At 67.1% G+C, this 22,945-nt stretch carries 21 protein-coding genes; 9 read left to right on the top strand and 12 right to left on the bottom strand.

The window, feature by feature from the left end; all coding sequences use genetic code 11:
- Positions 1 to 24: 24 nt before the first annotated feature.
- The 5 genes from EYF70_RS12025 to EYF70_RS12005 form a co-directional block, all read right to left on the bottom strand.
- Positions 25 to 3,732 (bottom strand): nitrate reductase subunit alpha, encoded by a 3,708-nt coding sequence (locus tag EYF70_RS12025; RefSeq protein ID WP_131145618.1) that lies wholly within the window; start codon positions 3,730 to 3,732, stop codon positions 25 to 27.
- Between the two features lie 272 nt (positions 3,733 to 4,004).
- On the bottom strand, positions 4,005 to 4,685 hold the full coding sequence (locus EYF70_RS12020; protein WP_131145617.1) for a Crp/Fnr family transcriptional regulator: 681 nt from the start codon (positions 4,683 to 4,685) through the stop codon (positions 4,005 to 4,007).
- A 20-nt stretch (positions 4,686 to 4,705) separates the two neighbouring features.
- Positions 4,706 to 6,091: a NarK family nitrate/nitrite MFS transporter gene (locus tag EYF70_RS12015; protein ID WP_131145616.1), complete on the bottom strand. Its 1,386-nt coding sequence runs from the start codon at positions 6,089 to 6,091 to the stop codon at positions 4,706 to 4,708.
- Positions 6,092 to 6,140: 49 nt separating this feature from the next.
- Complete coding sequence (locus tag EYF70_RS12010) at positions 6,141 to 7,397, bottom strand: MFS transporter (protein WP_131145615.1); 1,257 nt, start codon at positions 7,395 to 7,397, stop codon at positions 6,141 to 6,143.
- A gap of 277 nt (positions 7,398 to 7,674) precedes the next feature.
- On the bottom strand, positions 7,675 to 8,124 hold the full coding sequence (locus EYF70_RS12005; RefSeq protein ID WP_131145614.1) for an RrF2 family transcriptional regulator: 450 nt from the start codon (positions 8,122 to 8,124) through the stop codon (positions 7,675 to 7,677).
- Between the two features lie 199 nt (positions 8,125 to 8,323).
- Here EYF70_RS12005 and EYF70_RS12000 point away from each other — a divergent pair, with 199 nt between their 5' ends.
- From EYF70_RS12000 to EYF70_RS11980, 5 genes are all read left to right on the top strand, one after another.
- Entirely contained in the window at positions 8,324 to 8,626 is a 303-nt protein-coding gene (locus EYF70_RS12000) for a DUF2249 domain-containing protein (RefSeq protein ID WP_131145613.1), read from the top strand.
- A gap of 12 nt (positions 8,627 to 8,638) precedes the next feature.
- A complete protein-coding gene (locus EYF70_RS11995) occupies positions 8,639 to 9,016 on the top strand; it encodes a SirB2 family protein (RefSeq protein ID WP_131145612.1) in 378 nt (125 codons plus the stop codon).
- A gap of 130 nt (positions 9,017 to 9,146) precedes the next feature.
- Positions 9,147 to 11,129: a ribonucleoside triphosphate reductase gene (locus EYF70_RS11990; protein WP_229420906.1), complete on the top strand. Its 1,983-nt coding sequence runs from the start codon at positions 9,147 to 9,149 to the stop codon at positions 11,127 to 11,129.
- A complete protein-coding gene (gene nrdD, locus EYF70_RS11985; protein ID WP_131145610.1) occupies positions 11,126 to 11,323 on the top strand; it encodes an anaerobic ribonucleoside-triphosphate reductase in 198 nt (65 codons plus the stop codon). The genes EYF70_RS11990 and nrdD overlap by 4 nt, the downstream gene beginning before the upstream one ends.
- Positions 11,323 to 12,021 (top strand): anaerobic ribonucleoside-triphosphate reductase activating protein, encoded by a 699-nt coding sequence (locus EYF70_RS11980; RefSeq protein WP_131145609.1) that lies wholly within the window; start codon positions 11,323 to 11,325, stop codon positions 12,019 to 12,021. Before nrdD ends, EYF70_RS11980 begins: the two co-directional genes overlap by 1 nt.
- A 6-nt stretch (positions 12,022 to 12,027) precedes the next feature.
- Here the strand turns inward: EYF70_RS11980 and ubiT are convergent, their stop codons facing one another.
- The 3 genes from ubiT to ubiU are packed head-to-tail and all read right to left on the bottom strand — an operon-like array spanning position 12,028 to position 14,464.
- Positions 12,028 to 12,543 carry a ubiquinone anaerobic biosynthesis accessory factor UbiT gene (ubiT, locus tag EYF70_RS11975; protein ID WP_131145608.1) on the bottom strand — a complete coding sequence of 172 codons (516 nt, stop codon included), beginning with the start codon at positions 12,541 to 12,543 and terminating at the stop codon, positions 12,028 to 12,030.
- Positions 12,540 to 13,436 (bottom strand): U32 family peptidase, encoded by an 897-nt coding sequence (locus EYF70_RS11970; RefSeq protein ID WP_131149051.1) that lies wholly within the window; start codon positions 13,434 to 13,436, stop codon positions 12,540 to 12,542. The genes ubiT and EYF70_RS11970 overlap by 4 nt, the downstream gene beginning before the upstream one ends.
- Positions 13,437 to 13,453: 17 nt before the next feature.
- Positions 13,454 to 14,464, bottom strand: a complete 1,011-nt coding sequence (ubiU, locus tag EYF70_RS11965) for a ubiquinone anaerobic biosynthesis protein UbiU (protein WP_131145607.1) — start codon at positions 14,462 to 14,464, stop codon at positions 13,454 to 13,456.
- 136 nt (positions 14,465 to 14,600) lie between these two features.
- On the opposite strand from ubiU, the gene EYF70_RS11960 reads away from it, so the two are divergent.
- From EYF70_RS11960 to EYF70_RS11945, 4 genes are all read left to right on the top strand, one after another.
- The gene (locus tag EYF70_RS11960; protein WP_131145606.1) at positions 14,601 to 15,059 is read left to right on the top strand and encodes a hemerythrin domain-containing protein; all 459 of its coding nucleotides are present in this window, start codon (positions 14,601 to 14,603) and stop codon (positions 15,057 to 15,059) included.
- A gap of 41 nt (positions 15,060 to 15,100) precedes the next feature.
- Positions 15,101 to 16,423, top strand: a complete 1,323-nt coding sequence (locus EYF70_RS11955) for a permease (protein WP_131145605.1) — start codon at positions 15,101 to 15,103, stop codon at positions 16,421 to 16,423.
- On the top strand, positions 16,420 to 16,629 hold the full coding sequence (locus tag EYF70_RS11950) for a hypothetical protein (protein WP_131145604.1): 210 nt from the start codon (positions 16,420 to 16,422) through the stop codon (positions 16,627 to 16,629). Before EYF70_RS11955 ends, EYF70_RS11950 begins: the two co-directional genes overlap by 4 nt.
- A gap of 131 nt (positions 16,630 to 16,760) precedes the next feature.
- Positions 16,761 to 16,949 carry a hypothetical protein gene (locus EYF70_RS11945; protein WP_130189244.1) on the top strand — a complete coding sequence of 63 codons (189 nt, stop codon included), beginning with the start codon at positions 16,761 to 16,763 and terminating at the stop codon, positions 16,947 to 16,949.
- 194 nt (positions 16,950 to 17,143) lie between these two features.
- Here EYF70_RS11945 and EYF70_RS11940 read toward each other — a convergent pair whose 3' ends face one another.
- The 4 genes from EYF70_RS11940 to EYF70_RS11925 all read right to left on the bottom strand — a co-directional run bounded on the left by EYF70_RS11940 (position 17,144) and on the right by EYF70_RS11925 (position 22,940).
- Complete coding sequence (locus tag EYF70_RS11940) at positions 17,144 to 18,094, bottom strand: glycoside hydrolase family 43 protein (protein WP_131145603.1); 951 nt, start codon at positions 18,092 to 18,094, stop codon at positions 17,144 to 17,146.
- 29 nt (positions 18,095 to 18,123) lie between these two features.
- Entirely contained in the window at positions 18,124 to 21,045 is a 2,922-nt protein-coding gene (locus tag EYF70_RS11935) for a TonB-dependent receptor (RefSeq protein WP_165497641.1), read from the bottom strand.
- 187 nt (positions 21,046 to 21,232) lie between these two features.
- Positions 21,233 to 22,063: a carbohydrate ABC transporter permease gene (locus tag EYF70_RS11930; RefSeq protein ID WP_131145601.1), complete on the bottom strand. Its 831-nt coding sequence runs from the start codon at positions 22,061 to 22,063 to the stop codon at positions 21,233 to 21,235.
- A gap of 10 nt (positions 22,064 to 22,073) precedes the next feature.
- Positions 22,074 to 22,940, bottom strand: coding sequence for a carbohydrate ABC transporter permease (locus EYF70_RS11925; protein ID WP_229420825.1), 867 nt, complete (start codon positions 22,938 to 22,940; stop codon positions 22,074 to 22,076).
- Positions 22,941 to 22,945 lie beyond the last annotated feature (5 nt).

The following is a 22,945-nucleotide window of genomic DNA, read 5'->3' as shown; positions in this document are numbered from 1 at the left end:
CTTGTTTTGCCTGCTTTTGCCGGCTTATGCCTGCGCGGGGGCGCGTTCGTCCAGCGGACGTTCCATCCAGTCGACCTTGTTCATCTTGCGCACCACCACGAATTCGTCGCGGTTCGAGCCCACCGTGCCGTAGTAATTGAAGCCCCACGACAGCTGGGCATAGCCGCCGATCATGTGCGTCGGCTTGGTCACCGCCCGGGTCACCGAGTTGTGGATGCCGCCCCGCTTGCCGGACATTTCCGCGCCCGGCACGTTGACGATCTTTTCCTGCGCGTGATACATCAGCGTCATCCCCACCGGTACCCGCTGGCTGACGATGGCGCGGGCAGTCAGGGTGCCGTTCACGTTGAAGACCTCGATCCAGTCGTTGTCGACGATGCCGGCCGCCTTCGCGTCGATTTCCGACAGCCACACATGGGGGCCGCCACGCGACAGGGTCAGCATCCGCAGGTTGTCCGAGTACGTCGAGTGGATCCCCCATTTCTGGTGCGGCGTGATGAAATTCAGCGCGATCTCCTTGTTTCCGTTCGGGCTCGCCCCCATCGCCGCGCCGGTGGTACGGGTATCGATCGCCGGCTTGTACACGCAGAAACCTTCACCGAAGTCGCGCATCCAGCGGTGATCCTGGTAGAACTGCTGCCGGCCGGTCAGCGTGCGCCAGGGGATCAGCTCATGCACGTTGGTGTAGCAGGCGTTGTAGCTCACTTCTTCCGATTCCAGGCCCGACCAGGTGGGCGAGGAAATGATCTTGCGGGGCTGCGCCTGCACGTCGCGGAAGCGGATGCTGTCGTGCTCGCGCGGCAGGGCCAGGTGCGTATGGTCGCGGCCCGTGATCTTCGACAGCGCTTCCCAGGCCTTCACCGCCACGTGGCCATTGGTTTCCGGCGCCAGCGACAGGATCATCTCGGCCGCGTCGATGGCGGTGTTGAGCCGCGGCTGGCCGTGCGACACGCCTTCTTCCAGCACCGTGCGGTTGATACCGCGCAGCACGTCCACTTCGTGCCCCGTCTTCCAGCCGATGCCCTTGCCGCCGTTGCCGATCTTTTCCAGCAACGGGCCGATGGACGTGAATTTCTTGTACACCTGGCGGAAGTCGCGCTCGATGACGGTCATGTTCGGCATCGTCTTGCCGGGCACCGGCTCGCATTCGCCGGCACGCCAGTCCTTCGGATCGAACGGCTGCCCCAGTTCACCCGGCGTGTCGTGCATCAGCGGGGTGAGAACGATATCCTTGCGGGTACCCAGGTACGCGCCGCCGATCTCGGAAAACTTCTTCGCAATACCCTTGTAGATTTCCCAGTCCGACTTCGACTGCCACAGCGGCTGCACGGCTTCGGACAGCGGGTGGATGAACGGATGCATGTCCGACGTGTTCAGGTCGTCCTTCTCGTACCAGGTGGCGGTGGGCAGCACGATGTCGCCGTACAGGCAGGTGGTCGACATGCGGAAGTCCAGCACCACCAGCAGGTCCAGCTTGCCCTCCACGGCTGGCCGTACCTTCACGTCGCGCGGCTTGATGCAGTCGTCCTCGTCGCTCATCAGCGCGTTCTGCGTGCCGAGCAGGTATTTCAGGAAGTACTCGTGGCCCTTGCCCGAACTGCCCAGGATGTTCGAGCGCCACACGAACATGTTGCGCGGGAAGTTCGCCGGATTGTCCGGGTCGTCGCACGACATCTGCAGCTTGCCTTCCTTCAGCTGGCGTACCGCGAAGGCGGCGGGATCCTCGCCGGCCGCCGTGGCGGCGTCGACCACGTCGAGCGGATTGGTCTGCAGCTGCGGCGCCGATGGCAGCCAGCCCATGCGCTCGGCCTTGGCGTTCAGGTCCAGCAGCGACATCGGCGCCACCTCCGGGCCGGCCGTCGGCGATGCGATATCGCTGGTGTGCAGCTTTTCATGGCGCCACTGGCTGGTGTGGGCGTAGAAGAACGAGGTGCCGTTCATCTGGCGCATCGGCCGGTTCCAGTCCTGCGCGAAAGCAAGAGGCGTCCAGCCGGTTTGCGGGCGCAGCTTTTCCTGGCCCACGTAGTGCGCCCAGCCGCCGCCGGACTGCCCGATGCAGCCGCACATCATCAGCATGTTGATGATGCCGCGGTACGTCATGTCCATGTGGTACCAGTGGTTCAGCGCCGCGCCGACGATCACCATGCTCTTGCCGCGCGTCTTGTCGGCATTCTCGGCGAACTGGCGCGCCACGGTGATCACGTCGGCGCGCTTCACGCCGGTATGCTTTTCCTGCCACGCCGGCGTGTAGGGCACGTCGTCATCGTAGGAGGTGGCCACGTTGCCGCCGCCCAGGCCGCGGTCGATGCCGTAGTTGGCCAGCGACAGGTCGAACACGGTAGCCACCAGCGCCGTCGTGCCGTCCGCCAGCGCCACGCGCTTCACGGGCACGTTGCGGGTGATCAGGTCCTGCGCATCGCGCCCGCCGAAGTAGGCGAAGCCGACCGGCCGCACGTCGTCGCGCGCGTCGATCAGCGACAGCAGCGGATCGACCGGGGCGCGGCTGCCGCCCTCCTTCATTTCCAGGTTCCACTTGCCGTCCTCGCCCCAGCGGAAGCCGATCGAGCCGGACGGCGCGACGATCCGGCCGGATGCCTCGTCGATGACGAGCGTCTTCCATTCCGGGTTGTTGGTTTCATCCAGGTTGCCGGCCAGGTGCGACGCGCGCAGGAAATAGTCGGGGATCAGGGTTCCCTCGTGTTCCTTCAGCAGCACCAGCATCGGGAAATCCGTGTACTGCTTGGCATAGCCGCGGAAGTAGGCGGACTGGCCCGCCGCATGGAACTCCTTGAGGATCACGTGGCCCATCGCCATCGCCAGCGCGGCATCGGTGCCCTGGCGCGGCGCCAGCCAGATGTCGCCGAACTTGGCCATTTCGCCGAAATCGGACGACACGGCCACCGTCTTGGTGCCCTTGTAGCGCACTTCGGTATAGAAATGGGCATCGGGGGTGCGCGTCATCGGCACGTTCGAGCCCCACACCATCAGGTACGTGGAGTTGTACCAGTCAGCCGATTCCGGCACGTCGGTCTGTTCGCCCCACACCTGCGGGCTGGCCGGCGGCAGGTCGCAATACCAGTCGTAGAACGACAGCGCCACGCCGCCGATCAGCGACAGGTAGCGCGTGCCTGCCGCATAGCTGACCATCGACATCGCCGGGATTGGCGAAAAGCCGACGATGCGGTCGGGGCCATACTTCTTGATCGTCAGCGCATTGGCGGCGGCGATCATCTCGTTGCACTCGTCCCAGCTGGCGCGCACGAAGCCGCCCAGGCCGCGCACCGACTTGTAGCGCTTCGCCCGTTCCCGGTCCTGGCTCACGTATTCCCATGCCGCCACCGGGCCCATCGTCTTGCGCGCCTCGCGCCACATGTCCATCAGCCGGCCGCGGATCATCGGGTACTTCACGCGCTGGGCCGAATACACGTACCAGGAATAGCTGGCGCCGCGCGGGCAGCCGCGCGGTTCATGGTTGGGCAGGTCGGGACGGGTGCGCGGGTAGTCGGTCTGCTGGGTTTCCCAGGTGATCAGGCCATTCTTCACGTATACCTTCCAGCTGCACGAGCCGGTACAGTTCACGCCGTGCGTCGAGCGCACAATCTTGTCGTGCTGCCAGCGCTGGCGGTAAGCGTTTTCCCAGGTGCGGTCCTCATGCACGACGACGCCGTGGCCATCGGAGAACGTGGACTTGGGCTTGCTGAAGAATTTCAGCCGATCCAGAAAGTGACTCATGCTGCCTCCTTGATTCCGCTCCGCGCGACATGCGTGGAGTTGTCATTGAGGCCAGTGTAGCGAGCGGGGCGCCGCGTGAATATCGGCAGGAAGTGCCGTGGAGGAACTCGGAAGGACTAGGCATATAGGCCGTTGTGACTAGCAGGCCCGCCCGCATCGAAGGAAAAAAAGGCACGCCGGGTGGGCGTGCCTGTGAAACAGCACATCGGCCGCCGCCCCTGGAGCTGGGTGCGGCCGGCGTGCCGGGGCGCGGGGCGCCGGAAGCCGGTGAGCTAGCCGGCGCAAGTCTTGAGGCGGTCGACGTCGGGGATCGTGATCCGGCGTCCCTTGAAGGCGATCAGGTGGCGGGCCGACAGGTCGGCCATGATGCGCGAAAAATGCTCGGGCGTGAGGTTCAGGCGCGAGGCCAGCACCGCCTTGGTGGCCGGCAGCGTGAGTTCCTCGCTGCCCCCGTCCGCGCAATCCTTCAGCAGGTAGCCGACCACCCGCTGGGTGCCGGAGCGGAGCGAATATGATTCCAGGTCGCACATCAGGCTGTGCATGCGCATGCTCACGCCGGCCAGCATGGCGCAGGCGAAGTCCGGGTCGCCCTGCAGCTCGCGGAAGATGACCGGCTTGGCCACGTGCAGCAGCATGGTGTCTTCCATCGCCTGCGCGGTCACGATGTACGGCTTGCTCATGAACATCAGGGCCTCCCCGAAGCTCTGTCCGGGCCCGACGAGCTCTACCACCTTCTCGGCGCCCTGCGCGGACGTGAATGACAGCTTGATCTGGCCGAACACCACGATATGGAAGCCCACGCACGGTTCGCCGCGCTGGAACACCAGTTCGCCGCGCTCGACCTGCAGCCTGGTGGTGCCCAGCGCGATGCGGTCCAGTTCATCGGCGCGCAGCCGCGCGAACAGCGGCACGTTGGCCAGGAAGGACTGCACCCTGATGCGGCTCTTGTCCATGCTCCGTGCTCCGCACCCGTTCAGCATGGCATCGGGGCGTTGCGGCGCGCATACCACCACCACGTGATGGCGATGCAGCTGGCGTAGAACGCGATGAAGCAGTACAGCGCGGCATCGGGACGGCCGGTCAGCGCGATCGACGTGCCGTAGCTTTTCGGGATGAAGAAGGCGCCGTAGGCGGCGAACGCTGATGTGAAGCCCAGCACGGCGGCACTTTCCTTGTTGGCGTTGACGATCGCGGCGTCCTGCTCTGCCCTCGATTTGCCGGCCGCGGCGCGCTGGTGCTGGGTCATGAAGATCACCGGGATCATGCGGAACGTCGAGGCATTGCCGATGCCGGTGCCGGCGAACAGCAGCATGAACATCCAGAAGAACAGCGTGAAATTGCCCGGGTTGCCCGCCTGCGGCAGGAAAGCCAGCACGCCGAATACCGCCAGGATCATGCCGGCGAAGGTCCACAGGGTAACGCGCGCTCCGCCCAGCTTGTCGGCCATGATGCCGCCGCCGACGCGGGCGAATGCGCCGACCAGGGGGCCGAGGAAGGCGTAGCGCAGCGGATCCACTTCCGGGAACAGTGTCTTGATCAGCAGCGGGAATGCGGCTGAATAGCCGATGAACGAGCCGAACGTGCCCGTGTACAGCCAGCACATCAGCCAGTTGTGCCGGCGCGTGAAGATCACGGCCTGCTCGGCGAAGGATGCCTTCGCCGAGGCCAGGTCATTCATGCCGAACCATGCAGCCAGGGTCGAGGCGATGATGAACGGCACCCAGATGAAGCCGGCGTTCTGCAGCCACAGCGCGTCGCCATGGCCGGGCTGCACGGGCGACTGCGGCGCGCCGCCCAGCGTGCCGAACACACCCGCCGTGATCACCAGCGGGACCACGAACTGCACCGCCGAGACGCCCAGGTTTCCCAGGCCCGCATTCATGCCCAGTGCGTAGCCCTTCTGCGCCTTCGGATAGAAGAAGCTGATGTTGGCCATCGACGAGGCGAAGTTGCCGCCACCAAAGCCGCACAGCAGCGCCAGCACCAGCATCGTCGGGTAGCCGGTGGCGGGATCCTGCACGGCGAAACCGATGCCCATGGCAGGCACCAGCAGCGACGCGGTCGACAGCGCCGTCCACTTGCGCCCGCCGAACACGGGCACCATGAAGGAATAGAAGATGCGCAACGTGGCGCCGGACAGGCCAGGTACCGCCGCCAGCCAGAACAGCTGGTTGGTGCTGTAGGTGAATCCGACGACCGGGAGGTTGACCACGACCACGCTCCACACCATCCACACCGCGAACGCCAGCGCAAGCGCCGGGATCGAGATCCACAGGTTGCGGTTCGCCGTACTGCGGCCGCTACGTTGCCAGAACGCGGGAGCTTCCGGCTCCCAGGTGCTGATCAGGTATTTGCTCATGGTGATACTCCTTTGCTTCGATCGATGAGTAGGAATTGCGGCGAGCGCTTCAACGCGCGGCGACGGCCACGGGCATCCGCGCCAGCGCGGCGCCAGCAGGGCGGAACGAGAAGTGCATCCACACCAGCGACACGCACACGGTGCCGTACAGCAGCATGAAGGCGGACGAGCGCACGCCGGTGAGGTCGAGCAGCGCACCGAACATGATCGGCAGCACGAAGCCGCCGAGGCCACCGGCCAGGCCGACCACGCCGGAGACGGCGCCGATGTTGTCGGGGAATTCGTCGCCGATGAACTTGAACACCGAAGCCTTGCCGATGGCCATCGCGGTACCGGCCACGAACAGCAGTGCGGTAAACACAGAGGGCGACAGCGCCAGATCGACCATCAGCGCACCGTCGACGGTCTTCACCTGCATGCTGGTTGGCGGATACGACAGCAGGAAGAAGCACACCCAGCACACCCACATCACCCACCACGTCACCTTGTAGGCGCCGTACTTGTCGGACACCCAGCCGCCGAGGGCGCGGAGCACGCCACCGGGCAGCGAGAAGCAGGCGGCCAGCAAGGCGGCCAGGCCCAGGTCGAAACCGTATTCGGCAACGTAGTACTTGGTCATCCACAGCGCCAGGCCCACGTAGCCGCCGAACACCACCGAGTAGTACTGGCAGTAGCGCCACACGCGGCGGTCCTTCAGGACCTCCAGCTGGCCGGAGAACGAAGCGGTCGACACGACGTTGTGGGCGGGATCGGTGGCCGAGAACACCCAGAACAGCAGCGCGGTCACCAGCAGCGCAGCGGCATACACGCCGGGCAGCGCCTGCCAGCCCCAGGTCGCGATGATGCCGGGCGCGACGAACTTGGTCAGCGCCGAGCCGGAATTGCCGGCGCCGAAGATGCCCATGGCCAGACCCTTGCGCTCCTTCGGGAACCAGCGTGCGACGTAGGGCGTGCCCACCGAGAACGAGCCGCCGGCCAGCCCGAGCAGCAGGCCCAGCGCAAGGAACTGCCAGTACTGCGTGGCACGGCCGATCAGCGCCACGGGAATCACGGTCGCCAGCATCACGCCGAAGAACACGATGCGGCCACCGAAGCGGTCGGTCCAGATCCCCAGGGGTACCCGCACCAGCGCGCCGGACAGTACAGGCATCGCCGCCAGCAGGCCGAACTGGGTTTCGTTCAGTCCCAGCATCTTCTTGATGGGGATGCCCAGCACCGCGAACATCATCCACACGGCAAAACACACCGTGAACGAAAAAGTGCTGGCGACCAGCACCCGGTTGGCTTTTCCTGCATTGTTGTTCATGTTTTCTCCGACGCTCTGCGCGATGCCACCAGCGTACGCGGCCAGCCGCCCCGCGCCAATTGGCCGAACTGCGTGAGGGGCTGGCGCAAAGAGGTAGGCGGAACTGGCCGGAAGGACTAGTTCCGGGGTCCGGGCGCTACCGGAATACCACGTTGATCACGGATTGGCGGCCGGCCTGCAGGGGTCCGTCGCCGCCCGATGTTGGCATCGAGCCGGCCTGCTGCCTTCGGCCAGGGGGCTCCCGCAGCGCCAGCGCTCTCCCGGCACCGGCCAATCGCTAGGCGGCTGCCCCGCATGCAGGCAGCAAGGCCGGCAACGCCACTGTCCCCCCATGCGCCACGTCGGCCAATGTCGCTCCATCGAGTTCCGCAAGCCACGCCCGGGCAGCCCGCGCCAGGACCCCCTGCAGCGTGCAGGTACCGGCCTCGGGGCAGGCTGCGGCGGCACCGGCAAAGCAAGGGACCATCCGTAAATCCGGCTCGGTGGCCCGCACCACGGCGCCGATGCGGATCGCCTCGGCCGGCACCCCCAGCGCGATGCCGCCCTGCCGCCCGCGCACGGTGCGCAGCATGCCTGCGCGCCCCAGGCGCTGGACCACCTTGGTGAGATGGTTTTTTGGAATTCCGTGATATGCGGCGATCTCGGCGATCGTCACCAGCCGGCGCGGCCGCGCGGCGAGGTAGATCAGGGTGCGCAGCGCGTAGTCGGTGCAGCTCGTCAGTCGCATGGCAAATCCTCCGGCCGGCACATGCCGGCGAACCGACCGATTATTCAACGGGTCCGCCGCCGGCGTTCATAACCTGGATTAAGAAAAGCGGGTTCGGCGGTGCATTGCCGGCCAGGCCTCCCTACAATCGCCACATGTTTCGCTGATGGCCGCCGGCATCCCGCCGGGCGCAGGACCAGCGACAACCCCAGGAGCCGCCATGTCCCACCACTGTTCGCACCCCGCCGTCCACGACGCGCCGCACGATGCCAGCCAGCCCGACAGCGGGCACGCAGTCCACCCGTTCGATGCGCGCGGCGTGGCGAGGCGCTTCCGCCATGCCGCCATCTTCGGCGCGCTCGACGCCCTGACACCCGGCGAGATCATGCGCTTCTACAACGACCACGACCCGCTGCCCCTGCTGCGCCAGATAGGCCAGTATTACGGCCCGCGCGTCAGGGCCCGCTACGTGTCCCGGACACCCGGCGAGATCGTCATCGACTTCCTCGCCACCGGGGAATAGCGGGGACACATCATGGACTACCTCGCGCTGCGCCATGTGCACATCGCCTGCGTGACGGCCAGCGGCACGCTGTTCCTGTTGCGTGGCATCTGGATGCTGGCCATGCCGGACATGCTGCGCCGGCGATGGGTGCGTACCCTGCCGCACCTGGTCGATACCGGCCTGCTGGCCAGCGCGATCGGCCTGGCAACGCTGAGCGGGCAGTACCCGTTCGCGCAGCCGTGGCTGACCGCCAAGGTGCTCGCGCTGTGCGCCTACATCGTGCTGGGCGCCATCGCGCTCAGGTATGGCCGCACCGTGCGCGTGCGGATCGCCGCACTGGCAGCCGCGCTGGCGCTCTTCGGCTACATCGTGACGGTCGCCGCCACCCGGCAGCCCATGCCATTCTGACGCGCAGAGCGCAACCCAACCCGGATCATCGCTTCCCCTGGCAGGAACGACCGACCATCATCAAGGAGCAGGAGTGACCCCGACCACCGAACCGAAACCGCTGCACACCATCGTCAAGCGCGACGGCAGCATGCAGGCATTCGACGCCGCCAAGATCCTCTCGGCCCTGCGGCGCGCCGGCACCGCCAGCGGCGAGTACGGCGAGGAAGCCGCGCAGCGCCTGGCCTACAATACCGTACGCCGGCTCCAGGCTGCCCGCGAAGCCCCGCTCTCCGTCGAGGAGGTGCAGGACCATGTCGAGAGCGTGCTCTACGACGCAGGCTACCGCCACACGCTGCGGCGCTACGTGATCTACCGCGAGCAGCACCGCACGCTGCGCCAGACGCGCCGTTCGCTGGTCGACGTGGAAACCTCGATCGAGGAGTACCTCCGGCGACAGGACTGGCGCGTGAACGCCAACGCCAACCAGGGCTATTCGCTGGGTGGCCTGATCCTGAACGTATCGGGCAAGATGATCGCCAACTACTGGCTGAACCACGTGTATCCGCCCGAAGTGGGCCAGGCCCACCGTGACGCCGACCTGCATATCCACGACCTGGACATGCTGGCTGGCTATTGCGCCGGCTGGTCGCTGCGCACGCTGCTGGCGGAGGGCCTGAACGGCGTGCCCGGCAAGGTGGAGTCCGCACCGCCGCGGCACCTGTCCAGCGCATGCGGGCAGATCGTCAATTTCCTCGGCACGCTGCAGAACGAATGGGCCGGCGCACAGGCGTTCAGTTCCTTCGACACCTATCTGGCGCCATACGTGCGCAAGGATGCGTTGCCATACGAGGCCGTGCGCCAGGCCATCCAGGAGCTGGTCTACAACCTGAACGTGCCGTCGCGCTGGGGCACGCAGACGCCGTTCACGAACCTGACGTTCGACTGGACCTGTCCCGAAGACCTGCGCGAACAGGTACCGGTGATTGCCGGCGCCGAGCAGCCCTTCACGTATGGCGACCTGCAGCCGGAAATGGACATGGTCAACCGCGCCTACATCGAGGTCATGATGGCGGGCGACGCCAGGGGCCGCGCCTTCACGTTCCCGATCCCGACCTACAACATCACGGCCGATTTCGCATGGGACAGCCCGAACGCCGACCTGCTGTTCGGCATGACGGCGCGCTATGGCCTGCCCTACTTCCAGAACTTCATCAATTCGGAACTGCAGCCGAACATGATCCGCTCGATGTGCTGCCGGCTGCAGCTGGACCTGCGCGAGCTGCTGAAACGGGGCAACGGCCTGTTCGGCTCGGCCGAGCAGACCGGTTCGCTGGGCGTGGTCACCATCAACTGTGCCCGCCTCGGCCACCTGCATCCGGACGACGAAGCGGCCCTGCTGGCCGCGCTGGACCGCCTGCTGGAGCTGGGCCGCCAGAGCCTGGAGATCAAGCGCAAGGTAATCCAGCGCCACATGGACAACGGCCTGTTCCCGTACACGAAACGCTACCTCGGCACGCTGCGCAACCATTTTTCCACGCTGGGCGTGAATGGCGTGAACGAGATGATCCGCAACTATTCCGGCGACCGCTACGACATCACCGACCCGCGCGGCCACGCGCTGGCACTGCGGCTGCTCGACCATGTGCGCGCGCGCATGCTGGAGTTCCAGGAACAGACGGGCCACATGTACAACCTGGAGGCGACGCCGGCCGAGGGCACGACATACCGCTTCGCCCGCGAAGACCGCAAGCGCTTTCCCTGCATCCTGCAGGCCGGTACCGCCGACATGCCGTACTACACCAATTCCTCGCAGCTGCCGGTGGGCTTCACGGACGATCCGTTCGAGGCGCTGGAACGGCAGGATGCATTGCAGCGCAAGTACACGGGCGGCACCGTGCTGCACCTGTACATGACGGAAGCCGTATCCAGCGCGCAAGCCTGCCGTGAACTGGTCAAGCGCGCGCTGACCCGCTTCGGCCTGCCCTACATCACCGTCACGCCCACGTTCTCGATCTGCCCGAAGCACGGCTACCTGTCGGGCCACCACCCGTTTTGCCCGAAATGCGACGCTGACCTGCTCGAACGGCGGCAGCGCGCTTCCACTTGCCAACCACTGAAGGAGTCAGCATGAACCCCGTTATTCCAGCCGAACTGCCCACTGCACTGCGCGCCGACGACCCGGAACGCCAGCCCTGTGAAATCTGGACACGCGTGATGGGCTACCACCGCCCCGTCGCGTCGTTCAACACCGGCAAGCAGGGCGAGTTCCACGAGCGGCTGTACTTCCGCGAGGCTGCCGCGGCGCCCCCGCAGGCGGCAGGCTGATGGCGGGCCGCCCGCTGAACGTGGGTGGCTTCACGCCGTTCACCGCCACCGACTACCCCGGCCACCTGGCCGCGGTGGTATTCGTGCAGGGCTGCGCCTGGCGCTGCGGGTATTGCCACAATCCCCACCTGCAGGTCCGCCCGCCGCGCAGCCCGCTGGACTGGCGCGACCTCCTGGCGATCCTGGAACGGCGCCGCGGCCTGCTGGACGCCGTGGTGTTCAGCGGCGGCGAACCGACCACCGACGCGGCGCTGCCGGAAGCGATGCGGCAGGTGCGCGCGCTCGGCTTCAAGGTCGGGCTGCATACGGCGTGCCTGTATCCCGAACGGCTGCATGCCATCCTGCACCTGGTCGACTGGGTAGGCTTCGACGTGAAGGCACCGTTCGCCGACTATGAAACGGTGACGGGTGTGCCGGGCAGCGGCGTTCCCGCCCGTGCCTGCGTTGCCGGGATCATCGCGTCCGGTGTCGCCAGCGAGTGCCGCACCACCGTGCATCCAGCCCTGCTGCCGCCAACCGCTTTGCTCGCCATGGCCGATGAGCTTTCGGCGCTGGGGGTACGCCACTGGGTCATCCAGCAATTTCGCGCGCAGGGTTGCGCCGATGCCGGATTGACCAGCGCGGCGGCGTATCCCCCGGATGCACTGATGGCCGCATTGCGCGGCCGGTTCGGCAAGGTCCTGTTGCGCCACGCGTGATCGATGCTAGCGCGGCGCCTGTCGCTGCCGGTCCTGTTCCCGCAGCCAGCGCAGCACCGCCAGCGGATGGGGTGGCGGCAGGTCGATGTCGAGCCCGTCCAGGGTGTTTTTTACTAGCAGCCCCAGTTCGGTATCGCCTTGCATGGACAGGCGGCGGCCGAAGAACAGCGTGTCTGGATCAGCCTCGCGGCGCAGCAGCGCCATCATGTCGGCCGCACCGGCGGCAATTTCCAGGTCGGGCTGTCCCGCCACGGATCCTGGTACGAATCGCTTGCCATTCCAGCTCACGTCGAAGGCAACGCCGGCGTCCCGGACGCTAATGCGCAGGCTGCGGCCGGAGAGCCGTTCAAGTACATCGTCCGGCAGCCGGCACCGCAGTGCGACGTTCAGGCCGGCGGCGAACAGCGCCGAGCCGGGCCACGGCGGCAAGCGGCTGCCGAAGGCGCCCACGAAGGCCGGCAGGCCGCCGGGCTGGCCCGCCGGCGATGCCGCGCCGTCGGCAGCATGGTCCAGGCCCCTCATGCCGCGCTCCCTGCCTGCCACTCGAGGCCCGGCCTGCCGTGCCAGTAGCCGTCGCATGCGGGCCCGGGCAGCAGCGGCAGCAGCGAACGCGATGCGGCTTCGGGTGTGGCGCGGCCGCGGCGCAGGTCGTCGAACAGCGCCACGACCTCCATCGCATGGCGCGACTGGGGGCTGATGCGCAGCACGTCGGCGCCGGCCGTGCGCAGCGCTTCGAACTCGGCGGCCAGGTTGCACACGGAGGCGGACTGCGTCTGGATGCCGTTCAGCACGAGAAACGGCTTGCCGTCGCGCGTGGTCATGTCCAGGCCGTCCGGATGCTCGATGCAGCTGAAACGGCAGTCATCCTTTGGCAGGTTGCGCTGGCGCGCCGTGAAGCAGCGCGCCGAGAAGGCCAGCGGCATGCGGCCCAGCGCGAACACTTCCGTCTCCATGCCTTCCGGACGCGTGCTCTGCAGTTCCTCCAGCCCGGCTTGCCCCATCTCCAGTGGCATGACCCAGCGCCGCGCGCCCAGGCCATGCAGCAACAGCAGCGTGGCGGCGTTGTAGATGTTCAGGTGCGGGCCGGCCACGAAGGGGCGGCCGTGCAGCAGGCCGACGGCCCCCATGTCGTTGGCCTCCACGGCGAAAGCCTCCTGTGCTGCCAGCCGGCGCAGCGCTGCCACGTCGGAACCGGACTCGATCAGCGCCATGCTGGACAACACGACCTCCTTGCCGGCGTCGCGCAACCGGCCGGCGACCTGCAGCCAGTCCGCCGCGCGCAGCTCGTGCCGGCGCGAACACACCGCTTCGCCCAGGTAGACAACATCTGCCGGACCGGCGGCTACCGCCTCGTAGAAGTCCATCACGGTGGCGCGCGGCCAGTAGTACAGAAGCGGCCCGATTGCTAGCTTCATCATCATCATTTCTCCCGTCATTTCCAGGCGCGGTGATACGCGCCCAGCGTGTGCTGCCGGCCCTCGGCCACGGCATCGAGTTGCGCCATCCATGCCGGCTTCGCGGAAAAGCGCCCGGCGCGGGCGCTGTCGATCGCCTCGCGCCACACCCGCGTCACCTGCGCCACATAGGCGGGGCTGCGCTGGCGGCCTTCGATCTTCATCGCCGCCACGCCCATCGCCATCAGCGTTGGCAACAGCTCCAGTGTATTCAGGCTGGCCGGCTCCTCGATGGCGTAGTAGGTTTCGCCGGCCACCTCGAAACGCCCCTTGCACAGGGTGGGATAGCTGGCATGTTCGCCAGGGCCGTAGCGGTCGATGAGAACGCCGTTCAGGCGTGCCTCCAGCCCCTCGGGCCGCTGCTGCCAGCGCACCGCGCCGGCCGGCGAACAGACGCCATGCGTGTTGGGCGATTCGCCGGCGGCGTAGGACGACAGCGCGCAGCGTCCTTCGACCATCACGCACAGGCTGCCGAACCCGAAGACCTCGATCTCGACGGCCGTATTGGAGACCACCTGCTCGACCTGGGCCAGCGACAGCACGCGCGGCAGTACAGCCCGGGCGATGCCGAACTCGCGCCGGTAGAACTCGATGGCTTCCACGTTCGTCGCCGAGCCCTGCACGGACAGGTGCAGCCGCAGGCCCGGGTGGAATTCGGCGGCGTAGCGCATCAGGCCCGGGTCGGCCAGGATCACCGCGTCCACCCCGGCCGAGGCGGCGCGGTCGATGGCGCCCCTCCACAGCGCTTCGCCGCCAGGTTGCGGATAGGTATTGAGCGCGAGCAGGACCTTGCGCCGCCGTGCATGCGCATAGGCGATGCCGGCGGCGATCGCCTTGTCGTCGAAATTGAGGCCGGCGAAGTTGCGGGCATTGGTGGCGTCGCGAAAACCCAGGTACACGCAGTCTGCGCCATTGTCCACGGCGCCTTTCAGGGCCGGCAAGCTGCCGGCGGGACAGACCAGTTCGAAGGGACTTTCCAGTTGAGTCATCCAGTGTCTTTCGATGTTTGCGTGCCGGCACTGTACCGCCAGGCCAAGGCTCGAATCCTTAACCGGGATCAAGGAATTGGCCGATACCCCGGTGGGACAATGGCTGCAGGTCACCACGAGAGAAGAGAAAAGCACCATGGACACCATCCATCAGTACCTTGCCAGCGACCACCGCGCCTGCGACGAACAATACGGCTGGGCCGAATCGCGCGTCGCGTGCGCCGACTGGGAAAACGCCACGAAAGCCTTCGCCACGTTCGCGTGGCACCTGGCGCAGCACATGAACCAGGAAGAGCGCATCCTGTTCCCCGCCATCGACCGGGCCAGCGGCTCTGCCCCCGGCGCAACCGCCGTGATGCGAAGCGAGCACGAGCACATGCGCTCGCTGATCCAGTCGATGGCAGCCGCCATCGAGGCCCGCGACGGCGGCACCTTCTTCGACCTGGCCGACGGCCTGCGCATGCTGACGCACCAGCACAACCTGAAGGAAGAAGGCGTGCTGTATCCGATGGCCGAACGCCTGCTGGGCGCCAGCGCCATGGCCGTGCTGGCGCGCATGCGCGCGGTGGCCGCTCCTGCCGGGGAGGCGGCATGAGCGGCGCCTCGTGCCCGCGGGCCGCCGCCTAGGAGGGACCCATGCAACGTGCGCTATCGTTCGACCACCTTCCGCCGCTTGCCCTGCCGATGCGGTTCCTGATGTCCGTTCCCCTGTTCGCGGCGCTGGCCGCGGGCCTGCTGGCGTGGCATGGCGAAGCCGCGCTCGTCACGCGCTGGTCGCCGCTGACACTGGCACTCACGCACCTGCTCACCCTGGGCTGCCTGTCGATGGCGATGATCGGCGCGCTGCTGCAGATCCTGCCCGTAATGGCGGGCATCGCCGTACCGGGGGGCTCGCGCACGGCGAACACGATGCACGGTGCACTGTGCGCGGGCACGCTGCTGCTGGCCGCCGCCTTCCTCGTCGGCCATGCGCTGCTGTTCGCCGGCGCGCTGGCATGCCTCGGGGTGGCGTTCTTTCTGCTGCTCGGCTGCTGCACCATCGGCCTGTGGCAACAGTTCCCCGGCGGCGCCGACGCGTCGCTGGCGGCGATCCGGCTGGCGCTGGGCGCGCTCGTTGTCACGGTCGTCCTGGGATTGTGGATGGGCGCGGCTCTGGCCTGGCCCCGCGCACTGCCCCCTCCCCTCTCGCTTCCGCTGCTGGCCGACCTGCACGCAGCCTGGGGCTTGCTGGGCTGGGTGGCCCTGCTGATCGTCGGCGTGGCATTCCAGGTGGTGCCGATGTTCCTGGTCACCGAACCGTATCCCCGCTGGATCAGTGGCGGCTACACTACCATGCTGTTCCTGCTGCTGGTGGCGTCGTCGCTGTCGGCCGGCATCGCCGGACCGTTCCGGCATGCGGCGCTGTTGCTGCTGGGCGCAGGCTACGTGGCGTTCGCGTGGGTGACGCTGCGCCTGCTGGCCCGCCGGAAGCGTCCGCGGGCCGATGCCGCCACGCTGTTCTGGCGCACCGCCATGCTGGCCTTGCCGGCGGCCCTCGCCCGCGGCCTGCTGCCGGCCGATCCCGCGCTCGATGTCGCGTGCGGCGTGCTGCTGGTGGTGGGATTTGCGCTGTCCACCATCAACGGCATGACCTACAAGATCGTGCCGTTCCTGTCCTGGTATCACCTGCGCCATGCCCACGGCATGGGCCTCTCCGGCGGTGCGCCTGCCAGCGTGCCGCCGGTGCACCGCATGCTGCCGGATGGCGCGGCGCGCGGCCAGTACCTGCTGCACGCCGCCGCGCTGTTGGCGCTGGTGGCGGCCTGCGCCTGGCCCGCCCAGCTGGCGCGGCCGGCCGGCGCGCTGCTGTGCGTATCGTGCCTGGCATGGTTCGCCAACCTGGCCGCTGCCCTGCGCGCCGGCCGTGTCCCGCCGGCGGCGCGCGGCGCAGTCCTCGATACGGCGGGAGCGGGCCGATGACGACCCTGCGCCTCAGGAAGCCGGCCTTCGAGCCGCTGCCCGGCGGCCGCATCGCCGTGTTCGTGACCCCGGACGGCCACCGGCTGCACCGGCTGTGCGACGACGCGCCCTCCCCGTTGCGCCAGCCGGCACCGGCAGTACGCCGCGATCCGATGGTGGCTGCGCTGTTCGGGCCCGTGGGGAACCGCGAGCGCGTGCCGGACTGAGCGCGGGTGCGCCCGGCTGTTCTCATCGGTTGCCTTACGTGAACTGGCGCACGGTACGGCCGTGCCCGGCGCATTACGATGGAACCATTCCATCACGTCATGCAGCAAGTCACTACCGAAGGAGAGACAAGATGTACAAAGTCCGCCGTGCTTACTCCCGCACCGATATCGAAACGGAACTGATCATCAACCGTGCCCTGCTGCTGCAGCAGTCCACCGGCCTGAAGGATGCGCACATGTTCCTGACCCGCAAGCGCATCAAGCCTTCCGTCATCAAGCGCGTGCTGGCCATGCCGGGCGAACGGCGCGATTTTTCGTAATTGCAAGTGCGGCGTCACCGGGCTGGTGTCGGACACCGGTAGTTGGGTGTCGGACACCGGTTTTCGCCCGCAGACACCGCGACGTTCATGCATGAACCGGTCGGTCCGCAGCAGCGGTCCGACACCATGAAGCCGGTGTCCGACACCAAAGCCACCAGCTGCATCAGCCGCCAGCAACCCCACCGGAACTCACTTCACACCGGCGCCGCCTGCGCCGAATCGCTCGGCCCCGCCGTCACGGGCCGCCCGTCTTCCCAGCGCAGCCGGTCGATGCACATGCGCCGCCCGGCGCGGTCAGGGCCCCAGGCGTGATACACGATCCACGTTTCATTCCCGCCCGGTGACGCCACGAACGAGTTGTGTCCCGGCCCGATCAGCCGGCCGGGCAAGGTACTCATCAGCAGTGCCCGCCCACCCTCGTCCGGCCGCCGGTACGGGCCGAGCGGATGGTCCGCCACCACCCAGCTGACGCCGTAGTTTTCCTTTTCCCACGCGCCGCCACTGTAGAAGCAGAAATACCGGCCATCGTGCTTCAGCACGGCCGCGCCCTCCACCGTGTGCCAGTCGTAGACATTGCCGTACATCGTGCGCTGCTTCAGGAACAGGTGCCAGTCCTCGTGCGGCCGGTGCACCATGCGCGGCTTGCCTTCCAGCGTACACATGTCGAGCATCCGGTCCACCACGATGCCAGTGCCCACCCGGTGGTCGTCCTCCAGTTCGAGGAAGTCGACGCAGTAGTACAGGTACCACTGGCCGTCGTCGTCCTTGAACGGGTGGGCGTCGATCGAGAATGGCTGGTCGGGTACCAGCACCACGCCCGCGTCGACGAAGGGCCCGGCCGGATCGGCGCTGGTGGCCACGCGCAACTGGTGGTCGCGCCCCTCGATGCCCTGCGCCGAGTAGTACATGTAGAACGTGCCGTCGTGCCAGGCCACTTCGGGCGCCCAGAAATCGTGGCCGCCCGGCGGCACCAGCGCATGGCCGAGCGGTTCCCAGTTCACCAGGTCCGGCGAGCGCAGCACGGGGAATGCGCGCCCGTCCGCGCTGCCCGGCGCCGTGCCGTAGGCGTAAAAGAAGCCGCCGTGCCGCAGCACGAACGGGTCGGCGAAGGTGGCCGGATAAACCGGGTTGACGTACTCGGACATGCGGGTTCCCTCGTGTCTTTCAGCGTGCCTCACAGCTTGAAGCGCAGGCCCACGCCATAGGTGGTGGGCGTGTAGCGGATGTCGCGCGGGCGCACCGGATCGCCCACGTAGCTTTCGTACTTCTCCTTCGTCAGGTTGATCGCGTCGAACTGCAGCGAGACGTTCTTCGTCAGCTCGTACGACAGCGACAGGTCGACATAGGTCGACGCCTTGACGACGCGGTCCTGCAGGAAGCGCGGCTCGGCGATCTGCTCCACGTAGTCGCCACGGCGCGTGGCGGCAAGGCGCCCGGTCAGGCCGTGGCCTTCGTAGAGCAGCGCCAGGTTGTGGCTTTTCTTGGCCACGTCGATCAGGCGGCCCTTCGTCAGCACATCGGAATTGACGTCGAGCCGCGTTTCATTGTCGGCGTCGATCCACGTGAAGTTGTACTGGGCGCCGAAGCCGCTCCAGAAGCCCGGCAGGAAATCAAAGAACTTCTGGGTGCCGAATTCAAAGCCCTTCAGCGTGCCCTGGCCGGAATTCTGCGGCCGCGTTACGCGGTAGCGCTGGCCGTCGATGATCTCGTCCTGCGTGTAGTCCTGCAGGTAGCCGGTGAAGTCGCGGTGGAACAGCGCCAGCTGCGCGTAGCCATTGCCCTGGAAATAGTATTCCAGCGTCGCATCGAGGTTGGTCGACTTGGTCGGCGCCAGCGCGGCATTGCCGGCGCTGCCCGTGCCGGGCGCGTTGACGGTGGGCGGAATCAGCGACAGGGCGGGATTCAGGCGCAGGAAGTCCGGTCGCGTCAGCGTCTTGCCCACCGAGAAGTGCGACTGCAGGTCTTCACGCCAGCCGACCAGCGCGGAAAGGTTGGGCAGATAATTGTTTTCCGACGTGGACAGGTCGATCGGCGTGATCACGTTGCCGACCCGGCTGGTGCCTTCCAGCTTGCGCTTGACATGGACGACGCGCACGCCGGCATCGCCGCTCACATCGAGGCCGCCCACGGTGGTCTGCCAGCGCGCGCTGAGATAGGCCGCGGTGCTGCGTTCGCGCTGCTCGAACTGGCGGTTCGGGTCGTCCGGCACGCGGCCGGCCGGGAAACCATACGCGGCGCGCACCTGGTCGGTCTGGTCGAGCAGGAAGTCGCGCGACGGCACGTAGTACTGGCCACCCAGCCGGTCCACGCCGGGGCTCAGGGTCTCGAATCCCGGGCCGAACACATCGCCCGGGCTCCTGGGCGTGGCGCGCTTGTCGATGTCGCGCGCCGCTTCGGCGGAGTGATAGCTGGTGGAGCGCGACGACAGGCGCAGGCCCACGTTGACGGCGCGCAGGAAGCCCTCGCTCAACTTGTACGTCGCATCGGTGCGCCACTGCGTCTGCTTGCCGAGCGACTCTTCCCAGTTCTGCACCAAGCCGCGCAGCACGAATTCGTTGGGATCGCGCAGCGGCGTGGCGCTGGTCGGCGTCGTCACCGACGCGTAGCCGCCGTGGCCATCCGCGCCATACGTGTAGACACCCACGGTGGCGTTCGGGATCTGCTGGTCGACGATCACGCGGTCCTGGATGAATTTCGAGTGGGTAAAGGCCAGGCCCGTGGTGACATCCCATGGGCCGTCGCGGAAGCGCAGGGTCGAGTTCAGGTAATGCGTGTTGGTGCGTTCCTGGACGCCCCACGCGCTGGTGGCCATGTACGGATCCCAGTCATATGGCGTGGGGCCGTACTGCGCCGGCGGCGCGTTGGCCGACAGGATCGGGCAGATCTGGCCTTGCGGCGTATCGCAGCCCCGCTCGCCCAGCACCACGCTGTTCAGGCGCGGCGCCCAGCCGACGATGCCGAGGATGTAGTCGACCTGGCTGCGCGCGCGGTAGCCGGTGCCCAGGTACTGGGTGGTGAAGTCCAGCTTGGGATTGATCTTCCACTGGAAAGCGCCGTGCCCGGAAAAGCGCTCGCGGACGCCGCCGTTGTAGATGCCGCCCACTTGCGGCAGGTTGCCTAGCGTGTCGCCGGCCTTCAGGGGTGCCAGTGGCTGGTCGTCGTTCAGGCGCACCGCGGTGCCGTCGGGGCTGACGGAGAAGATGCGGTCCGGGCGGTCCACCCACTGCACCGGGTAGCCCCAGTGTTCCTTGTTGTAGGCGGCGTCGAACAGGAAACCCATCTCGCCGACATCGGTCTTCCAGCGGTTGCTGTACAACACGCCGCCCCCCGGGCTGTTGCGCGTTTCCGCGGCTTCGCTGCCATTGATCTTCTGGCGGCGGTTTTCCAGGTAGCCGGTGACCGTCTGGCCCTTGTAGTCGAATGGCGCGCGCAGGCGGATGTTGACGGCGCCGGCGATGCCGCCTTCCGGCTGGTTCGCCGTGGCGGACTTGTACACGTCCATGCCCGCGATCGATTGCACCGGCAAGTCCTGGTACGACAGCCGGCGGCCGCGTCCCGTGAAGATGTCGTTGCCGTCCAGCGAGGTGACGACGTCCGGCAGGCCGCGGATCGTCACGGTCGACGTCTCGCCCCGGTCGCGGCCCACCTGCACGCCGGCGATGCGTTGCAGCGCATCGCCCGCCGCGCGGTCCGGGAACTTGCCGATATCGTCGGCATTGATCGAATCGACGACCTGCGTCGCATCGCGCTTGATCTGCTCGGCCGAACGGATGCTGCGGCGGATGCCGGTGACTTCGACGGTGGCGATCGGGCCGCCCTGCACGGCGGCACCGGCGCCGGTATCCTGCGCGGGGGCCGGTTGGCCGGAAGTATACTCCGCGGCGACCGGCTGGCCGGACGCATCCTGGGGCGGCTGGGGCGCGGGCAGCGGCACTGCCTGGGCGCTGTTCTGCTGGTTGTTTTGCTGGCTGTTTTGCTGGTTGCGCTGCTGGTTGTCCTGTGCGCCGGCCTGCTGCGCGGCCACCGATCCCGCCGCCAGCACGCACATGGCGGCGGCAACGGCGCGGCGCATCCGGCTCATTTTCATCTGGCTCATGTTCATCCGGCTCGTGCTTGTCCGGATCTGGTCCATCCGGCGAAACTCACTCAAGGAATTCATCGCTGTCTCCGGTCTGTGATGTGGCCAGGCTGATGGGGCTCCGCCTGGGGAAGCTTCCCGATCATAGACACAGACTTAATTCGATGCCAACGCGCTTCGCCGTTCGGTTGCGCCGATGCGACGCTTATCCCTTCAGGCCCGTGGCGGCCAGCAGGCCCTGCGTGACACGGCGCTGGAACACGATATACGCCAGCGCCACCGGGAAGGCGCCGAGCAGCGCGGCGGCCATCAGCTGGGCGTAGCGCACGCCGAACGCGTCGTAGGTCTGCGTCAGCCCGAGGGGAATCGTCATCATGTCGTTGGACGTGACGATGATGAACGGCCACAGGAAGTTGTTCCACGCGGCGATGAAGGTGACGATCGCCATGGCCCACACGATATTGCCGGACATCGGCAGGTACACGCTCCACAGCACGCGCAGCGGCGAAGCGCCGTCGAGCAGCGCGGCATCGCGAAAGTCGTGCGGCACGGCGTCGAAGAACTGGCGGAACACATAGATCACCATCGGCGACACCACCTGCGGCAGCACGATCCCGGCATAGGTATTGATCATCCCCAGGCCGTTCATGGTGCGGAACAGCGGCACCAGGAGAGCCTCGAACGGCAGCAGCAGCGCCAGCATCGACAGCAGGAACAGCGCGTTGCGGCCGCGGAAGCGCAGCTGCGAGAAGGCGAAGGCGGCCATCAGGCTGATCGCCATCGTCACCACCGTCACGGCCAGCGCCACCAGCGCGCTGTTGAACAGCCAGCGGGGCACGTTGCCGGCGCCCAGCGTCCTGGTGAACGCTTCCACGGTCCAGCGCTGCGGCAGCAGGTGCAGCGTCGGCAGGATGGTCTCGTATTCCGGCCGCAGCGACGTCGACAGCGCCCACAGCAGCGGCGCCACCCATAGCATCGCCAGGCCCAGCGCGGAGGCGATGGCGATCACGGTCCAGTGCAGCGGCGTCGTCTTCATGCAAGCCCCGTCATTTTCGTTTCTTCAGCAGCAGCGCCTGCAGCAGGCCCAGCGCCACCACGATGAACATGAAGGCCATCGCCACTGCCGCCGCGTAGCCCGCGTCGCTTTGCGTGAAGGCCGTTTCATACATGTAGTGCAGCGTCACGCGGGTGGTATTGAACGGCCCGCCCGTGGTCATGATGTAGGTCTGGCCGAACACTTTCAGCGAGGCGATCAGCTGCAGCACCAGCGCGGTGATCGTCACCGGCATCAGGGCGGGCCACGTGATGTGGCGGAACACGGCGAAGCCGCGCGCGCCATCCAGCGCGGCCGCTTCGTACTGCTCGCGGGGGATATTGCGCAAGCCGGCGATGAACATCAGCATGTTGAAGCCGACCGTCCACCAGATGGTGGCGATGGCCACCACCGGCATGGCCCAGCGCACGTCGGAAAACCAGGCGCGCTGCATGCCGAGCAGGTGGTTCACGATGCCCGACGACGGCTGCAGCATCCAGTCCGCGATCAGCGTCATCACGGAGATGGGCAGCACGTACGGCAGGAAGAAGGCGCCCTGCAGCCAGGCGCTCGCGCCGGCGTGGCGCGCCGCGAAATGGTCGACCAGCAGCGCCATCACCAGGCCCAGCGCGGTCAGCGGAATCACCGTCAGCAGCGAAAAATAAAAGGTATTGCCCAGCGACGACCAGAACGAGGGATCCTGGATGAGCGTGGCGTAGTTGGCCAGGCCGACGAACTCGCTGGTGCGCGTCAGGCTGCTCTCGGTCAGCGACAGGTACAGCGTTTGCAGCGCGGGCAGCAGGAAGAACAGGATGAACGCCGCCATGAACGGCAACAGCAGCAGCGTGGCGGACAGCGTTTCGGCGCGGCGACCCCTCATCGGCA

Source organism: Pseudoduganella albidiflava (genome assembly GCF_004322755.1).
Classification (GTDB): domain Bacteria; phylum Pseudomonadota; class Gammaproteobacteria; order Burkholderiales; family Burkholderiaceae_D; genus Rugamonas; species Rugamonas albidiflava.
This window is presented reverse-complemented; position numbering and strand designations above follow the sequence as displayed.

Bases quoted from the DNA above. Each gene is read 5' to 3' on its own strand.
- EYF70_RS12025 (WP_131145618.1), bottom strand. From the start codon at position 3,732: ATGAGTCACTTTCTGGATCGGCTGAAATTCTTCAGCAAGCCCAAGTCC.
- EYF70_RS12020 (WP_131145617.1), bottom strand. From the start codon at position 4,685: ATGGACAAGAGCCGCATCAGGGTGCAGTCCTTCCTGGCCAACGTGCCG.
- EYF70_RS12015 (WP_131145616.1), bottom strand. From the start codon at position 6,091: ATGAGCAAATACCTGATCAGCACCTGGGAGCCGGAAGCTCCCGCGTTC.
- EYF70_RS12010 (WP_131145615.1), bottom strand. From the start codon at position 7,397: ATGAACAACAATGCAGGAAAAGCCAACCGGGTGCTGGTCGCCAGCACT.
- EYF70_RS12005 (WP_131145614.1), bottom strand. From the start codon at position 8,124: ATGCGACTGACGAGCTGCACCGACTACGCGCTGCGCACCCTGATCTAC.
- EYF70_RS12000 (WP_131145613.1), top strand. From the start codon at position 8,324: ATGTCCCACCACTGTTCGCACCCCGCCGTCCACGACGCGCCGCACGAT.
- EYF70_RS11995 (WP_131145612.1), top strand. From the start codon at position 8,639: ATGGACTACCTCGCGCTGCGCCATGTGCACATCGCCTGCGTGACGGCC.
- EYF70_RS11990 (WP_229420906.1), top strand. From the start codon at position 9,147: ATGCAGGCATTCGACGCCGCCAAGATCCTCTCGGCCCTGCGGCGCGCC.
- nrdD (WP_131145610.1), top strand. From the start codon at position 11,126: ATGAACCCCGTTATTCCAGCCGAACTGCCCACTGCACTGCGCGCCGAC.
- EYF70_RS11980 (WP_131145609.1), top strand. From the start codon at position 11,323: ATGGCGGGCCGCCCGCTGAACGTGGGTGGCTTCACGCCGTTCACCGCC.
- ubiT (WP_131145608.1), bottom strand. From the start codon at position 12,543: ATGAGGGGCCTGGACCATGCTGCCGACGGCGCGGCATCGCCGGCGGGC.
- EYF70_RS11970 (WP_131149051.1), bottom strand. From the start codon at position 13,436: ATGAAGCTAGCAATCGGGCCGCTTCTGTACTACTGGCCGCGCGCCACC.
- ubiU (WP_131145607.1), bottom strand. From the start codon at position 14,464: ATGACTCAACTGGAAAGTCCCTTCGAACTGGTCTGTCCCGCCGGCAGC.
- EYF70_RS11960 (WP_131145606.1), top strand. From the start codon at position 14,601: ATGGACACCATCCATCAGTACCTTGCCAGCGACCACCGCGCCTGCGAC.
- EYF70_RS11955 (WP_131145605.1), top strand. From the start codon at position 15,101: ATGCAACGTGCGCTATCGTTCGACCACCTTCCGCCGCTTGCCCTGCCG.
- EYF70_RS11950 (WP_131145604.1), top strand. From the start codon at position 16,420: ATGACGACCCTGCGCCTCAGGAAGCCGGCCTTCGAGCCGCTGCCCGGC.
- EYF70_RS11945 (WP_130189244.1), top strand. From the start codon at position 16,761: ATGTACAAAGTCCGCCGTGCTTACTCCCGCACCGATATCGAAACGGAA.
- EYF70_RS11940 (WP_131145603.1), bottom strand. From the start codon at position 18,094: ATGTCCGAGTACGTCAACCCGGTTTATCCGGCCACCTTCGCCGACCCG.
- EYF70_RS11935 (WP_165497641.1), bottom strand. From the start codon at position 21,045: ATGAGCCAGATGAAAATGAGCCGGATGCGCCGCGCCGTTGCCGCCGCC.
- EYF70_RS11930 (WP_131145601.1), bottom strand. From the start codon at position 22,063: ATGAAGACGACGCCGCTGCACTGGACCGTGATCGCCATCGCCTCCGCG.
- EYF70_RS11925 (WP_229420825.1), bottom strand. From the start codon at position 22,940: ATGAGGGGTCGCCGCGCCGAAACGCTGTCCGCCACGCTGCTGCTGTTG.